Raw genomic sequence first — 15,601 nt, 5'->3', positions numbered from 1 at the left:
TCGTACCCCAACTTGTCATTTCAGCTGCTAGCGCGACGGACCGCCTCAGAACGGATTTGCGGGATCCTTCCGGGCGGCGGCTATTTCTGCCATGGCCGTATCGAACGCATGGCCTAAGCCGCAACGAAACGATGGAATGCTGTCATCATTCGCGCGTCTCGGACAAACTGGCGAACCAATCCGCGTAGGGGGTGTTGCGCACCATGCGCCGATTGAGATCCGGTGAGCCGTCGCTCCACCAAACCGGCCCCCGCTCGCCCAGCCCCATCTTGGCCTTGTCCACGCTCCGCCGCGATGCGGCCAGAGCATCTGGATCCTCAGCCGCCAGGGCCGTCCGCACCGCCCGGCGCGCCGACATCAGATCATGCACCAGTTCGTCCCTCGCCGCAGTCGACAACGCTGGCTTGGCGCATCGCCAAAGCCGGCCTCGCACCACGAAGTAACGGCCGTCTGGAGTCGTAGGGTATCGGAAGGGCTGCTTCATCGTCGGGACAACGCGCAGCGCGCCCGATGGGCGCCGCCCAGAGGGTCCAAGCCTCTAAGTGATTGAGCTAGCGCGATCTATGGACTCGACAGAACCTCTTCGAATTGAGGTGGCTCACCTCCAAAACCGTCGAGGATTTGTGATCGCTATTAGCGCACAAGCTAGCAACTCGTGCGCTCCACCCGTGCCTTCGCTTAGCCTTAGCATTGTCGGACGACAAACTTCCCGGCGGCGTCTGTGGCAGACCGGGATCCAAAGAGATGCTATTCAATCTTCGATGGGCTCGTGGAGCCATGACCCCGGAAAGCTGAACAGCAGGAGCGATGGTAGAAGCCGACAGAACCCATAAGGATATCCTTATGTGTTTCTTGACTTCGGCGTCTGGTGCGCGTCTCATGGATAGGTCGAGGTTCTGCGCGTCGCCTCCGGGCGATGCGGAGCTAAGAGGGAAGCCGGTGTGATGCCGGCGCTGCCCCCGCAACTGTGAGCGGCGAGCCGAAGGTCCATTTCGTGTCACTGGCGTCTTCGGACGTTGGGAAGGCCGGGCCGGAAGCCGTGACCCGTGAGCCAGGAGACCTGCCCCGACAGATAACGTCCTCCGGCGGGGTGCCCGGTCAGGCCGCATGAACGCCGCGACGGGACGACTGCGCGCGAGCGGTCGCGCGTCCCTGTCCGCTGTCTCGCCACAGCATCAACGGCAGAGACCATGGCGAGCAGCGACTTCACCTTCAGGATCAAGCGGACTGCGCTCGACGAAGACTATCGTCCCGCCGAGAAGACGCGGATCACGACCAATTTCGCCAACCTGGCGCGAGGCGACAGCCGCCGGGACAATCTGCGCAACACCCTGCGGATGATCGACAACCGCTTCAACTCCTTGGCCCACCACGACAATCCGAGGGGCGATCGCTATGCGCTGGAGCTTCAGATCGTCTCGGTCGAGATGAGCCTTGGATCGGAACGCGATGACGCCTTTCCGCTGATCGAAATCCTGCAGACGACGATCATCGACAAGGAGACGCGTCTGCGGATCGATGGGATCGTGGGCAACAACTTCTCCTCCTACGTTCGCGACTACGACTTCAGCGTGGTTCTGCCCGAACACCTGAAAGCACATCCGAACGGCGGCGTGCCGGAGGATTTCGGCGATCTGCACGGCAAGCTGTTCCGGCACTTTCTGGCGTCGCGCGCCTATCGCGACAACTTCGCCAAGCCGCCGGTCATCTGCCTCAGCGTCTCCAGCAACAAGACCTATCACCGCACCGGCTTCGACCATCCGGTGCTGGGGCTGGAATACGACACCGACGCCTTCTCGCCGACCGATCGGTATTTCGCAAAGATGGGAATGAAGGTTCGCTACTTCATGCCCCCAGGCAGCGTGGCGCCGTTCGCCCTGTACCACATCGGCGACCTGACCGGCGACTACGCCGACCTCGAACTGGCCAGCACCATCGCCACGATGGAGACCTTCCAGAAGATCTATCGGCCCGAGATCTACAACGCCAACTCCCCGGCGACCGAGCAGTATCAGCCCAGCCTGAAGGCGCAGGACTATTCGCTGACCCGCATCGTCTACGACCGCGACGAGCGCAGCCGGCTGGCCGTCGAACAAGGCCGTTTCGTCGAGGAGCGGTTCATCAAGCCGCACCGCGCCCTTCTCGACCAATGGTCGGCCGCCTTCGCCGCCTGATCAGTTTCCAGATTTCAGAGCCTTACCTCATGAAAACCCTTCTCCCGACCTCGACCGCTGGCAGCCTGCCCAAACCGGTCTGGCTGGCCGAGCCCGAGACGCTCTGGTCGCCCTGGAAGCTGCAGGGCGACGACCTGATCGAGGCCAAACAGGACGCCCTTCGCCTGTCGCTCGACGATCAGCGCCGGGCCGGCATCGACATCGTCAGCGACGGCGAACAGACCCGCCAGCATTTCGTCACGACCTTCATCGAACACCTCGACGGCGTCGATTTCGAGAACCGCAAGACCATGCGAATCCGCAATCGCTATGACGCCAGCGTCCCGGTGGTCGTGGGCGCCGTTGGTCGTCCGAAATCGGTCTTCGTCGAGGACGCCAAGTTCCTGCGCGCCCAGACCGACCAGCCGATCAAATGGGCCCTGCCTGGGCCGATGACGATGATCGACACCCTTTATGACAACCATTACGGCAGCCGCGAGAAGCTGGCCTGGGAGTTCGCCAAGATCCTCAATGAGGAGGCGCGCGAGCTGGAGGCCGCCGGCGTCGATATCGTCCAGTTCGACGAGCCCGCCTTCAACGTCTTCTTCGACGAGGTGAACGACTGGGGCGTGGCGACCCTGGAGAAGGCGGCGGAAGGGCTGAGGTGCGAAACGGCGGTCCACATCTGCTACGGCTACGGCATCAAGGCCAACACCGACTGGAAGAAGACGCTCGGCTCGGAGTGGCGGCAGTATGAAGAGGCCTTCCCCAAGCTGCAGACCTCCAGCATCGACATCATCTCGCTCGAAGCCCAGAACTCGCACGTGCCGATGGATCTGATCGAACTGATCCGGGGCAAGAAGGTGATGGTCGGCGCCATCGACGTCGCGACCGATGCGATCGAGACGCCCGAAGCGGTGGCCGACACCCTGCGCAGGGCGCTTCAGTTCGTGGACGCCGACAAACTCTATCCGGCCACCAACTGCGGCATGGCGCCCCTGTCGCGCCGCGTCGCCAACGGCAAGCTGCGCGCCTTGAGCGCCGGGGCCGACATCGTGCGCGAGGAACTGTCGCGCGACCTCTACTACGGCGCGGAAAGGTCCAAGTCGTGAGGGTTCGCCTGATCGACATGGTGTTCCCCGGCGACGCCAATCACCATGGCACCCTGTTCGGCGGTGTCGGTCTGGCCCATCTCGACAAGGTCGCCTTTCTGGCCGCGAGCCGTCATGCACGACGGGCCGTGGTGACGGCCGGATGCGAACGAATCGACTTCGCCGCCCCGGCCCGGATCGGCGAGATGGTCGAGGCGGTCGGCCGCGTCGTTCGGATCGGGCGGTCCTCGCTGGGCGTCGAAGTCGAACTGCACGCCGAAAGCCTGCTCAGCGGCGAGCGCCGCCTGTGCACGCGCGGCGCCTTCAACATGGTCGCCCTGAGGCCGGCGGGGGATGACCATCCCTTGGCGTCCCTCGATGAGGCAGGCGAGGCGAACGACGGCTGGCTCAGGACCGCAGAGATGGTCTTTCCCGGCACGACCAACCACTACGGCACGCTGTTCGGCGGCGACGCGCTCAAGCTCATGGGCAAGGCCGCCTTCGTCACGGCGACCCGCCATGCGCGCGAAGTCATGGTCATGGCCGCGACCAACCGCATCGACTTTAAGGCCCCGATCGACGGCGGCGACATGGTCGAACTGGTCTCGCGCGTGAAGATGGTCGGGCGCAGCTCCCTCTCGGTCGAGCTTCAGCTCTGGGCCGAACGCCTCCTGACAGGAGAACGGCGACGCTCGACCACGGCCGAGTTCGTCATGGTCGCCGTCGATGACGCGGCTAAGCCGAAGGCAATCCAAGCCAGACGGAGTTTAGATGGAAGCTTCGGTGCCATAGATGGTGCTCTTGGGTAGGCAAGAAGCGACCCCGGCTTAGGGCCAAGTAATCGACATCGAGACGATCTTGGGGATCCAGACGAACGTAGCGCGGGCTGCGATAGCCTCGTGAAACGACCGTCCTGACCGTTCCAGCATCCGTTTTTCCAAATGCGACACCCCATGTTCGGCGGCATCTGATCACGCTCTGACCTCCGACGGCCATAACGGCGCACACGATGATGTGAGGACAGGGGCAAGCATCAGGATCCGCGCAAGTCCCACGCGCCATGGGCTGGGCTAGTTTAGCTGACAGCACCGACTTAAAGTTCGGACCATGATAAAATCGAACGCGCTCTGGCAGTTCTGGATCGACCGGGGCGGCACCTTCACCGATGTCGTGGCCCGCGCCCCCGACGGCACGCTGCAGACGCGCAAGCTTCTGTCGGTCAATCCGAAACACTATGCCGATGCGGCCGTAGAGGGCATCCGGCGGAGTCTCGGCGTGCAGAGCGGCCCGTTGCCGCCCGGTCTGGTCGGGGACGTACGGATGGGCACGACGGTGGCGACCAATGCGCTGCTGGAGCGCAAGGGCGAACCGACGCTCTTGGCCATCACCTCCGGCTTCGGCGACGCCCTTCAGATCGGGTGGCAGGCGCGCCCCGAGCTGTTCGTGCGCGAGATCGTGCTGAACGACCAACTGTATGACCGTGTGGTCGAGATCGACGAACGTGTGACGGCGGACGGCCAGATCGACCGGCCGCTGGATGAAGACAGGGCGCGCGCCGACCTGACGGCGGCCCATGCGGCGGGATTGCGCGCCGTCGCCATCGTCCTGGTCCACGGCTGGCGGTTCACCGATCACGAACGAAGGCTGGCGGCGATCGCGCGCGAGGTCGGGTTCGAGCAGGTGTCGGTCAGTCATGAGATCGGGGCGCTGATCAAGCTGATCGGGCGAGGCGACACCACCGTAGCCGACGCCTATCTGTCGCCGATCCTGCGCGCCTATGTGGAGCGGGTCGGGTCCTCCTCGGGCCGGACACGCCGCTTCAGTTCATGCAGTCGTCGGGCGGGCTGACGGCCGCCGACGCCTTCCGGGGCAAGGACGCCATCCTGTCGGGACCGGCGGGCGGCGTGGTCGCCATGGCCGAGACGGCCAGGGCGGCAGGCTTTGATCGGGCCATCGGCTTCGACATGGGCGGCACCTCGACCGATGTGTCCCACTTCGCCGGCGAGTACGAACGCACGTCCGACGCCGTGGTCGCCGGGGTCAGGCTGCGGGCGCCGATGCTGAGCATCCACACCGTCGCGGCGGGCGGCGGTTCGATCTGCCGGTTCGAGGGCGGACGGCTGAGGGTCGGGCCGGAATCGGCCGGCGCGGTTCCGGGACCGGCCGCCTATCGGCGCGGCGGACCGCTGATGGTGACGGACTGCAACGTCATGCTGGGCAAGCTGAGCCCTGACTTCTTCCCCGCCGTCTTCGGCCTTGACGCGGACCAACCGCTGGACGTCGGTGCGGTTCGGACCCGGTTCGAGGCCTTGGCCGCCGAAGTCTCGACGGCGACCGGACGCCAGACGACGCCCGGCGAACTGGCCGAGGGTTTCGTGACCATCGCCGTCCAGAACATGGCCGAGGCGATCCGCAAGATCTCGATCCAGCGCGGCTATGACGTGACCCGCTATGTGCTGAACTGTTTCGGCGGCGCAGGCGGGCAACACGCCTGTCTGGTCGCCCACGCCTTGGGCATGACCAAGGTGCTGCTGCATCCGTTTGCGGGGGTGCTGTCGGCCTATGGCATGGGCCTGGCCGAGGTGCGCGCCATCCGACAGGCGACCGAGGCCGCGCCGCTGGACGCCGGACGCGACGCCGCCCTGGCCGACCGGATCGCCCAACTGTCGACTGCCGCACGCGCCGATCTCGAAGCCCAGGGCTTCACAGCCGACGTCTCCACCCTCGCCCGCGCCGAGATCAAGTTCGCTGGTTCCGACACGCCCCTGGTCGTGCCTTTCGGTCCTGCCGATGCGATGGCCCAGGCCTTCGAGGACCTGCACCGCCGCCGCTTCGGCTTCTTCGCCGAGGACAAGGCCCTGGTCGTCGAGACGCTCGAGGTCGAGGCCGTCGGCCATTCGGGCCAGACGCCATCAGCCCCTTCTATCTCGTTCGCCACCGGCGCGCTTGAGACCGTCGCCGAACTGACCGTTCGCATGGCCGGTCAGGACCGCCAGACCCCCGTCTATCGCCGCGACGCCCTGACGCCCGGCGTCGATGTGGACGGACCGGCCATCTTGCTGGAGGACACCGGCACCACCGTGGTCGAGCCGGGCTGGCGGGCGACCGTGGACGCCCAGGCCAATCTGCTGCTGGAGCGGGTCGTTGCCCTGCCCGCCCGCGTCGCCATCGGCACGGATGTCGATCCGATCATGCTGCAGGTGTTCAACAGCCGCTTCATGGCCTGCGCGGAACAGATGGGCGAGGCCCTTCGCGCCACCGCCTATTCGGTGAACATCAAGGAGCGTCTGGACTTCTCCTGCGCCGTCTTCGACGCGACCGGCGCCCTGATCGCCAACGCCCCGCACATCCCGGTCCACCTGGGATCGATGGGCGAGAGCATCCGCACCGTGATCGCGTCTCGCGGCGGGCGGATGAACCGGGGCGACGTCTATATGCTGAACGCGCCCTACAACGGCGGCACCCATTTGCCCGACATCACCGTCATCATGCCGGTGTTCCTTGAGGCCGACGATGCGCCGGCCTTCTTCGTCGCGGCGCGCGGGCACCATGCTGACGTGGGCGGCACGACGCCGGGCTCCATGCCCGCCTCGTCGCGCACGGTGGACGACGAAGGCGTGCTGATCGACGACTTCCTGCTGGTGGATGCCGGGCGATTGCGTGACGCCGAGACCCGCGCCCTGTTCGCCTCGGGCCGTCATCCGTCGCGCAACGTCGATCAGAACATGGCCGACCTGAAGGCCCAGATCGCCTCCTGCACGCGCGGCGCCGACGAGCTGATCCGCATGACGCAGGAGTTCGGTCGTCCCGTCGTCGCCGCCTACATGCGCCATATCCAGGACAATGCCGAAGAGGCCGTCCGCCGCGCCGTCGCCGCCCTGAAACCCGGTGCCTTCGCCTATGAGATGGACGACGGGGCCGTCATCCGGGTCCGCATCGATGTCGATCCGATTCAGCGCAGCGCCGTCGTCGACTTCAACGGAACCAGCGAACAGCGACCGACCAACTTCAACGCCCCCCTGTCGATCACGCGAGCGGCGACCCTCTATGTCTTCCGCACCCTGGTCGACGACGCCATTCCCCTGAACGAAGGCTGTCTGAAGCCGATCAAGCTGATCGTGCCGGAGGGGTCGATGCTGAACCCTCGCTATCCCGCCGCCGTCGTCGCCGGCAACGTCGAGACCAGCCAGGCGGTGGTGGACACGCTGTACGGCGCCTTGGGCGTCCTGGCCGCCAGCCAGGGGACGATGAACAACTTCACCTTCGGCGACGACGCCCGCCAGTATTACGAGACCATCGCCGGCGGCTCGGGCGCTGGGCCGGGCTTCGACGGGACCAGCGCGGTCCAGACCCACATGACCAACAGCCGCCTGACGGATCCCGAGGTCCTGGAAACCCGCTTCCCCGTCCTGCTGGAAGAATTCTCGATCCGTCGAGGCTCAGGCGGCGCGGGGCGCTGGACGGGCGGCGACGGCGCCGCGCGACGGGTGCGGTTCCTGGAGCCCATGACCGCCGCCATCCTGTCCAATCGTCGCCGCGTTTCGCCTTTCGGCTCCGACGGCGGCCAACCGGGCGCGATGGGCGTGAACCGGATCGAACGGGCGGACGGAACGATTGATCCCCTCGGCTCGACGGCCGAGGCGGCGATGACGCCCGGCGACGTCTTCGTCATCGAAACGCCCGGCGGCGGCGGCTTCGGCGCAAAAGACGCTTCCTGAGCCGGGCGAACCGCGCGACCATGCCATCAAAGGGGTGCGAACCATGCTGGTGCTTATCGGGATCGCGGTCGTGGTCGTGGGCTTCGTCGCCCGCATCAATCCGCTGGTGGTCATTCTGGTCGCGGCGATCACGACCGGAGTGCTGGCGGCGGTCGGGCCGGGCGTGGATGCGCCCGCCCTTGTGGCGGCGGCCGTCGCTACGATCAGCCGGTTCGGCGAGGCCTTCAACGACAACCGCTATTTCCACATCACCTGGCTGGTTCTGCCGGTCATCGGCCTGCTGGAGCACGCCGGCCTTCAGGAGCGGGCGCGAGATCTTGTGACACAGGTCAAGGCGGCCACGGCCGGCCGGCTGATGCTCATCTATCTGATCGTGCGCCAGGCGACCTCAGCCTTGGGCCTGACCTCGCTGGGCGGCCATCCCCAGATGGTGCGCCCCCTGATCGCGCCGATGGCCGAGGGCGCGGCCGAGACCGAACATGGCCCACTGACCAACAGGGCCAGGTTTCGCATCCGCAGCATGGCGGCCGGCACCGACAACATCGGCCTTTTCTTCGGCGAGGACATCTTCATCGCCATCGGCTCCATCGTCCTGATCGTCGGCTTCTTGGAACAGGCCGGAGTGCGGGTCGAGGCCCTGCACGTCTCCCTGTGGGCCATCCCCACCGCCATCGTCGCCTTGCTGGTCCACGGCTCACGCCTGCTGATGTTCGACCGTCAGGTCCGGAAGGACATAATCGTGCCTGATGTCCTCGAGGGTGAGGCGGCCGGGCAATGATCACGCTGGAACACGCCTATGTCGCGACAGGCCTGATGTTCGCGGCCTTCTCGATCCTCAGCCTGCGCGACCCGTTGAACCCGACCCGGTTCCGCAGCGCCCTGTTCTGGGGCCTGATCGCCGTCTCCCTGCTGTTCGGCTCATGGCTGGGCGGCTTCGGCAACGGCCTTCTGGTCATCGCCCTGGTCGTCATCGGCGCAATGGGCAGGCTGGGCTTCGGCAAGCCCGTCACCACGACCGGCGAGCAACGTCAGGCCAGCGCCTCGCGCTGGAAGAAGGCCCTGTTCGTGCCGGCGCTGATGGTGCCCCTGGTCGCGGTCGGCGGGACTCTTTTGGCCAAATACACGCCGGCCGGGGCCTGGCTGATCTCGCCGGTGCAGACGACCCTGGTCTCTCTGGGCCTGGGCTGCGTCGTGGCGCTGGTCGTGGCCATGATCTGGTTCCGACCGCCGGTCATGGCCCCGGTGCAGGAGGGGCGTCGACTGATGGATTCCATCGGCTGGGCGGCGCTGCTGCCACAGATGCTGGCCTCGCTGGGCGCCGTCTTACTCGCCGCCGACGTGGGTCAGGTGGTCGGCGATCTGGTGGCCCAGGTCATCCCCATGACCTCGGCCTTCCTCGCCGTCTTCGCCTATTGCGCCGGCATGGCCCTGTTCACCATCATCATGGGCAACGCCTTCGCCGCCTTCCCGGTGATGACCGCCGCCATCGGCCTGCCCATCGTGGTGCATCAGTTCGGCGGAGATCCCGCCATCGTCTGCGCCATCGGCATGCTGGCCGGTTTCTGCGGAACCCTGATGACGCCGATGGCCGCCAACTTCAACGTCGTGCCGGCCAACCTGCTCGAACTGCCCGACCGCAATGCGCCTCTGAACGGCGTCATCCGGGCCCAACTGCCGACAGCGGCCATCATGCTCGCGGCCAATATCCTGCTGATGTACGTTCTCGCCTTCCGGTTCTGATCATGTCCGCTTACGCTACTCCGGCGCTCGACGCCGCCCTCGCTTCGCGCTTCGCCTCCACGGCCCTCGGCCATGTGACGCGCGAATATCCCAACATCATCCAGCATGTGCTCGCCGAGCCGCAGGATGCGCGGACGCCTCGCGAGCTGCATCCGATCTTCTTCGGCAGCTTCGACTGGCATTCCTGCGTGCACGGCTGGTGGACCCTGTTCACCCTGTATCGGCTCCATCCCGAGATGCCGGAGGCCGAGGCCATCCGCGCCAAGGCCGACAGCCTGTTCACGCCCGCACACGTCGCCGGCGAGGCCGCCTATCTAGCGCGACCGGAAGCGCGGGGGTTTGAGCGTCCCTACGGCTGGGCCTGGCTGCTGATGCTGAGCGCTGAACTGGCCCGCCACGGCACTGACGAAGGCCGCCGATGGTCTGAAACCCTGCAACCGCTGGCTCACGTTTTCGCCGAACGGTTCAAGGCCTTCCTGCCGCTGGCTGACTATCCGGTGCGGGTCGGGACGCACCCAAATACCGCTTTCGCCCTGCGTCTCACTCTGGACTACGCGGACGCCCACGACGTCGATCTGGCCTCTCTCTGTCGCAAGGTCGCCCTGCGCTGGCATGGCGACGATCGCGACTGCCAGGCCTGGGAACCGTCCCAGGATGAGTTCCTGTCCCCCGCCCTCATGGTGGCGGACTTAATGCGGCGCATCCTGCCGTCGGACGACTTCCAGAGCTGGTTCGGCGCCTTCCTGCCCGGTCTCGCTGCGCATGAGCCGGCGACCCTGCTGTCGCCCGCCCGCGTTAGTGACCGCAGTGACGGCAAAATCGCCCATCTGGACGGACTCAATCTCAGCCGGGCTTGGTGCTGGCGCGGCATCGCCTCTGCCCTTCCTGGCGACTCTCCGGTTCGCGCGATCGCCGCCGACGCGGCCGATCGCCATCTCGATGTCGCGCTTGAGCATGTCACCGGCGACTATATGGGCGAACACTGGCTGGCCAGCTTCGCCCTTCTCGCGCTCTTGCAGGAGAAAGTGTGGGCCGTCAGCCCGTGAACCAGAACCCGGACCCCATTCGTCCATCGCTGAACGCGAGAGTTTGCCGTTCCAACTCACCAATTTCCGAAATGCGCCGATACCGTTGAAAAAATCGGCAATTGCCACGGGCGGCGGGGGCTGTTCCACTCTGGTCATTGAGGCCGGGGTCAACGCGATGATGGCGAGCGGCGCGTCGATCAGGCGGCCGCCATTTCATGGTCGCTTCGGTTCCTTGAACAGGTCAGACTCGCGCATGGCCAAGCTCCATTGAGATCGCCTCCTTTGGCCGTGGCAAGTCTACGCTGTCTCTGTTCAGCGGCAAATGCAGCAACCTGCAAAGGTCTCAAAGTCTGTAGATCGGAGTGGCTCACTCAAAGACGCTTTGGTCCGAAGACTGTTCTCGCGGACCGCATCGACGCGCCTTGGCCGCCCATTGACAGCAGCGCTGCCAGCCAGCAACCACCTTCAGTCTTCGGCCTTCAGGCATGCGAAGCAGACGACCTACGATAGCGAAGTGATCACGGCCGCGCCCGGACTTCGAAATCGAGTGTCCAACGGCCCTCGCCGGCTTGGCGAAAATCGGCGATACGGGCGGCGATCTGGCGATCTAGGCCGTCGAGCAGAGCGATTCCGTTGGCGACCGAGGCCACTGTTGCATTGGTCTGCCAGAATGGACCGGTTTCGCCCTTTAGCGTGAAGCGCAGATGCTCGGTGTCGTTGGATTTCGGCATAGCCCGCTCAGACAGAGATTTTTTTCAAACAACAGTCAGCTCCGTCGCACAAAGCGACGAGCAATCGAGGCCTTAATGCGATCTCATAACGTCGCCGCGTCCTTGACTAAACAGACAGCGCTTTTGCGACGACCGGGGCCAAGCCGTCGGCGATGATGCGCACCCCTTCAGCGTTGGGGTGGATGCCGTCTGGCTGATTGTAGCGGCGATCCAAGGCCACCCCTTCCAGCAGGAAAGGATAGGCCGGGACATCTTCCTTGCGCGCCAGGTCCGCGAAGATGCGGTCGAACTCGGCGGCATAGGCGCCATATTGAGGCGGCGCCTTCATCCCCGCCAGCAGCACGGGGATATCGCGCGCCTTCAGCGACGTTATGATGGCCTCCAGGTTGGATCGGACCGTTTTGGGATCCACGCCCTGAAGCATGTCATTGCCCCCCAGGGCCACGATGCACAGGTCGGTGTCGTCCTGGACGCTGTAGCCGACCCGGGCCAGTCCGCCGCCGGTCGTGTCGCCCGACACGCCGGCTCCGCGAACCCTCACCCGGAGCCCCTTGGCCCGCAACGCCTCTTCAAGGCGCACCGGCAGAGCCTCGGCCGATGGCAGGCCGAAGCCGGCGGTGATGGAATCGCCCAGCATCGTCACGATCTTTTCCGGCCCGTCCGAAGGGGCAGCCGTGGGTGAAGGCGACACCGAGGGTTTAGCCGGGGCCTCTGACGTGTCCTCTTTCGAGCCGCTGCATCCGGCGAGGACGAGCCCCACCCCTCCGGTCAGGAGCGTGCGGCGGGCAATAGGCGGCATGGGCGAAGGGGGATTTGGAGTCATGATCTGCGCCCCCATATAGGGACCGATTTTCCTCCTCCCAATGCAGCAGGCGACATATCGATGGCTTCAGCCGCCCCGCTCGTTCTCGACGGCGTCGTCCTCACCCTGCCCTCGGCGGCAGGACCCGTGGAAATCCTTCGCGGCGTGGACCTGGTCGTGGCGCCGGGCGAGACGGTCGCCATCGTCGGTCCCTCCGGATCGGGCAAATCCTCGTTGATTTCCATCGCCGCAGGGCTGGAAACCCCGACCCGAGGCCGGGCCATGCTGTTCGGTCAGGATATGGCCGCGTTGGGCGAGGACGGCCGCGCCCGTCTGCGTCGGGGGCGCGCCGCTCTGGTTTTTCAAAGCTTCCACCTCCTGCCCAATATGACGGCCGAGGAGAACGCGTCCGCGCCTCTGGAGTTGGCCCGCAGACCAAGGGCTGTGGCCTTGGCGCGTAGCTGGCTGGAGCGCGTCGGCCTCGGCGCCCGGCGGTCGCATTATCCCCACCAGATGTCAGGCGGCGAGCAACAGCGCGTGGCCCTGGCCCGCGCCCTGGCCGTCGGGCCCGAGTTGCTTTTCGCTGACGAACCGACCGGAAATCTGGACGGGACCAACGGCGCCCTGGTCGCCGACTTGCTGTTCGACCTCGTGCGCGACAGCGGCGCGGCCCTTGTCATGGTGACCCATGACGACCGTCTCGCCGCGCGCGCGGACCGGATCGTGACGATGCGCGATGGACAGGTCGTCGCCCCGGCCTTGACCTCTGCATGAGGCTCGCCTTTCGCTTCGCCCGCCGCGAACTCCGTTCCGGAATTGCGGGATTTAGAATCTTTCTGGCCTGTCTGGCGCTGGGCGTGGCGGCGATCGCCGCCTCGGGATCGACCGCGGAGGCCTTCCGCCAGGGACTGGCCAGCCAGGCGCGGGAGATTCTCGGCGGCGACGTCGTCTTCAGCCTCGACCAGGGCCGGTTCAGCCCCGACCAACGCGCAGCCTTCGCCGCCCTGGGGCCCGTCGCCTATTCGGTGCGAGCCAACGGCATGGCCGAGACCGGAACCGGTCAGCGTCGTCTGGTCGATATGCGCGGGGTCGACGCCGCCTACCCCTTGGTCGGCGCGGTCGAACTGTCGGGCGCCCCTGATCTGGCTACGGCCTTGCGCGTCGAGGACGGCTTGGCGGGCGCCGTCGTCGAACAGGGCCTGCTGGACCGATTGAATCTTAAGCTCGGCGACACCTTCACCGTCGGCGGCGCGCGGTTCGTCGCCCGCGCCGTCCTTCTGGCCGAACCCGACCGCCTGGGTCGGGGCTTTGCGCTCGGGCCGCGCGTCGTGACGCCGGTCCCCGCCGTCGAACAGGCCGGCCTGCTCGCGCCCGGCGGCCTGTTCGGCGAGGCGGTGCGCATCGCCCTTCCCGCCGACGTCGATCCCAAGGCCGCCATCGCGGGCATCGAAAAGCGGTTTCCGCAAAGTCGGCTCGAAGCCCGGGATCGGTCCGAGGCCGCCCCCGGCGCCGGACGGCTGATTGATCAGTTGGAGTATTTCTTGGGCTTTATCGGTCTGGCCTCCCTTGTGGCCGGCGGACTCGGCGTTGGGGGCGCCGTCTCGGCCTATCTGGAGGGGCGCAAACCATCGATCGCGACGCTGAAGGCGCTCGGCGCCGAGGGCGGGCTGATCCGCGACATATATCTGATCCAGATCGGCGTGTTGGCCGCCGTCGGGGTCGCCATCGGGCTCGTGATCGGGGCCGTCGCGCCGCTCGTCATCGGCGTGCTGGCGAAGGACAGCCTGCCCATCCCCGCCCTCTTCGCGGTCTATCCGGCGCCACTGGTCAAGGCCGGAGCGTTTGGCCTTCTGGCGGCGGCCGCCTTCGCGCTCGCGCCCTTGGCCCGCGCCCGCGCCACGCCGCCTTCCGCCTTGTTCCGTCGCCAGCTTACCGACCGACCGGTTCTCGGTGTCGAACTGGTGTTCGCTGTCCTGGCCGCGATGGGATTGGCGGGTCTGGCCCTTTGGACCGCGCCGTCCAAACTTGCAGCGGCGGGCTTGGTCGGCGGCACGGTCGTCGCCTTCGCCCTTCTGTGGGCGCTCGGCCGTGCGGCGACCTTCCTGGCCGGGCGTTTGAGACGACACGCCGGCGGGGCGGTGCGGCTGGGGTTGGCCAATCTCGCCGGCCCGCGCTCGGCGGCGCGCACCGCCTCCCCCGCCATCGGCCTGGGCGTCGCGCTTCTGGCCATGGTCGTCCTGATCCAGTCCAGCCTGCTGGGCCAGATCACCGAGGTCGCGCCACGATCAGCCCCATCCGTCGTCTTCACCGAAATCCCCGCTGATCGCGGCGCGGCGTTCGATGCGGCGGTGGCGAAGGTGATGGCGACGCCCGGACCGGATCGCTATCGGCGCCTGCCCCTGCTGACCGGGCGGATCGTGCGGTTGAAGGGCGCGCCGGTCAACGTAGATGCCCTGCCTCAAGGCGAACGCTGGGCCTTCGATCAGGATATTCTCCTGACCGCCCTGGCCGGCTCGCCGGACGATGCGAATGTCGTGTCCGGCAAATGGTGGGCCGCCGACTATGCCGGTCCGGCTCAAATCGCACTCTCGCAGGATGTGGCCAAGGCCGCCGATCTCAAGGTCGGCGACAGCCTGACCCTGCAGCTGCTGGGCCGCGAGATGGACGTGCGCATCGCCGCCCTTCGCCGGACTGAGCCGGGCGGGTTCGGGACCAACTTCCTGCTGGTCCTCAACGCCGCCGCCATCGAAGGCGCCAATCCGCGCAGCGTCGCCATCGCCCGCGCCTCCCCCGCCGAAGAACTCGCCCTGACCCAGGCGCTGGGCGCAGACTTCCGAGAGGTGAACATCATCAGCGTCCGCGAGCAGCTCGAGGCCGCCGCCACCCTGTTCGACCGCCTCGCCCTAGCCATCCGCGGGGCCGCGGCCGTCGCCGGACTCGCGGGCCTGCTCGTTCTGATCGGAGCCATTGCGGCGGGTGTGCGCGAGCGGGCGCGCGAGGCCGCCGTCCTCAAGGTGCTGGGCGGTTCTCACGCCCAGATCCTGACCGCCTACCTCGTTGAATACAGCCTGGTCGGCGCCATCGCCGGTCTGGCCGGCCTTCTTCTCGGCGCCGCCGGCGCCTGGCCAGTCGTGACCCTCGCGTTCAAGGCGACCTGGAGCGTGGACTGGACCGGCGTCGTTCTTCTTCTCACCAGCGCCACGGGCGTCGCGGCTCTGGGCGGCGGTGTGGCGGCCTTGCACGCCCTGTCGCGACGCCCGGCGCCGGTTCTTCGGTCGGATTGAGCGGAAGGGTAGCGTCCAGCTCGCCTGGATGCCGGTCCGGAAAATTGAGCGCGC

The 15,601-nt window shown here is 66.6% G+C and carries 13 protein-coding genes and 1 riboswitch; of the genes, 10 read left to right on the top strand and 3 right to left on the bottom strand.

Annotated features, from left to right (window positions below):
• Positions 1 to 145 precede the first annotated feature (145 nt).
• Positions 146 to 370: a hypothetical protein gene (locus ABIB58_RS09615; RefSeq protein ID WP_231576708.1), complete on the bottom strand. Its 225-nt coding sequence runs from the start codon at positions 368 to 370 to the stop codon at positions 146 to 148.
• Between the two features lie 504 nt (positions 371 to 874).
• A riboswitch (cobalamin riboswitch) is annotated at positions 875 to 1,082 on the top strand.
• Positions 1,083 to 1,190: 108 nt separating this feature from the next.
• On the opposite strand from ABIB58_RS09615, the gene ABIB58_RS09610 reads away from it, so the two are divergent.
• The 8 genes from ABIB58_RS09610 to ABIB58_RS09575 all read left to right on the top strand — a co-directional run bounded on the left by ABIB58_RS09610 (position 1,191) and on the right by ABIB58_RS09575 (position 10,748).
• Positions 1,191 to 2,174: a DUF1852 domain-containing protein gene (locus ABIB58_RS09610; RefSeq protein ID WP_354040586.1), complete on the top strand. Its 984-nt coding sequence runs from the start codon at positions 1,191 to 1,193 to the stop codon at positions 2,172 to 2,174.
• 29 nt (positions 2,175 to 2,203) lie between these two features.
• A complete protein-coding gene (locus tag ABIB58_RS09605) occupies positions 2,204 to 3,265 on the top strand; it encodes a methionine synthase (protein WP_354040584.1) in 1,062 nt (353 codons plus the stop codon).
• Entirely contained in the window at positions 3,262 to 4,053 is a 792-nt protein-coding gene (locus ABIB58_RS09600; protein ID WP_354040582.1) for an acyl-CoA thioesterase, read from the top strand. The genes ABIB58_RS09605 and ABIB58_RS09600 overlap by 4 nt, the downstream gene beginning before the upstream one ends.
• A 298-nt stretch (positions 4,054 to 4,351) precedes the next feature.
• Positions 4,352 to 5,092 (top strand): hydantoinase/oxoprolinase N-terminal domain-containing protein, encoded by a 741-nt coding sequence (locus ABIB58_RS09595; protein WP_354040580.1) that lies wholly within the window; start codon positions 4,352 to 4,354, stop codon positions 5,090 to 5,092.
• Positions 5,071 to 7,962, top strand: a complete 2,892-nt coding sequence (locus tag ABIB58_RS09590) for a hydantoinase B/oxoprolinase family protein (RefSeq protein ID WP_354040578.1) — start codon at positions 5,071 to 5,073, stop codon at positions 7,960 to 7,962. Before ABIB58_RS09595 ends, ABIB58_RS09590 begins: the two co-directional genes overlap by 22 nt.
• A gap of 43 nt (positions 7,963 to 8,005) precedes the next feature.
• On the top strand, positions 8,006 to 8,740 hold the full coding sequence (locus ABIB58_RS09585; protein ID WP_185225641.1) for a DUF969 domain-containing protein: 735 nt from the start codon (positions 8,006 to 8,008) through the stop codon (positions 8,738 to 8,740).
• On the top strand, positions 8,737 to 9,702 hold the full coding sequence (locus ABIB58_RS09580) for a DUF979 domain-containing protein (RefSeq protein WP_354040576.1): 966 nt from the start codon (positions 8,737 to 8,739) through the stop codon (positions 9,700 to 9,702). Before ABIB58_RS09585 ends, ABIB58_RS09580 begins: the two co-directional genes overlap by 4 nt.
• Positions 9,703 to 9,704: 2 nt before the next feature.
• The gene (locus tag ABIB58_RS09575) at positions 9,705 to 10,748 is read left to right on the top strand and encodes a DUF2891 domain-containing protein (protein ID WP_205196327.1); all 1,044 of its coding nucleotides are present in this window, start codon (positions 9,705 to 9,707) and stop codon (positions 10,746 to 10,748) included.
• Between the two features lie 500 nt (positions 10,749 to 11,248).
• Here the strand turns inward: ABIB58_RS09575 and ABIB58_RS09570 are convergent, their stop codons facing one another.
• Together ABIB58_RS09570 and ABIB58_RS09565 are read right to left on the bottom strand one after the other, a co-directional pair.
• On the bottom strand, positions 11,249 to 11,461 hold the full coding sequence (locus tag ABIB58_RS09570) for a hypothetical protein (RefSeq protein ID WP_354040573.1): 213 nt from the start codon (positions 11,459 to 11,461) through the stop codon (positions 11,249 to 11,251).
• 106 nt (positions 11,462 to 11,567) lie between these two features.
• Positions 11,568 to 12,098, bottom strand: coding sequence for an arylesterase (locus ABIB58_RS09565; protein ID WP_354040789.1), 531 nt, complete (start codon positions 12,096 to 12,098; stop codon positions 11,568 to 11,570).
• Positions 12,099 to 12,344: 246 nt separating this feature from the next.
• Here ABIB58_RS09565 and ABIB58_RS09560 point away from each other — a divergent pair, with 246 nt between their 5' ends.
• The gene (locus ABIB58_RS09560; RefSeq protein ID WP_354040571.1) at positions 12,345 to 13,037 is read left to right on the top strand and encodes an ABC transporter ATP-binding protein; all 693 of its coding nucleotides are present in this window, start codon (positions 12,345 to 12,347) and stop codon (positions 13,035 to 13,037) included.
• Positions 13,034 to 15,547 (top strand): ABC transporter permease, encoded by a 2,514-nt coding sequence (locus ABIB58_RS09555; protein ID WP_354040569.1) that lies wholly within the window; start codon positions 13,034 to 13,036, stop codon positions 15,545 to 15,547. The genes ABIB58_RS09560 and ABIB58_RS09555 overlap by 4 nt, the downstream gene beginning before the upstream one ends.
• Positions 15,548 to 15,601: the final 54 nt, after the last annotated feature.

This window comes from Brevundimonas sp. UYEF29 (assembly GCF_040546195.1).
GTDB classification, from domain to species: domain Bacteria; phylum Pseudomonadota; class Alphaproteobacteria; order Caulobacterales; family Caulobacteraceae; genus Brevundimonas; species Brevundimonas huaxiensis.
The sequence above is the reverse complement of the archived record's forward strand: the minus strand, read 5'-3'. Positions and strand labels throughout refer to the sequence as shown.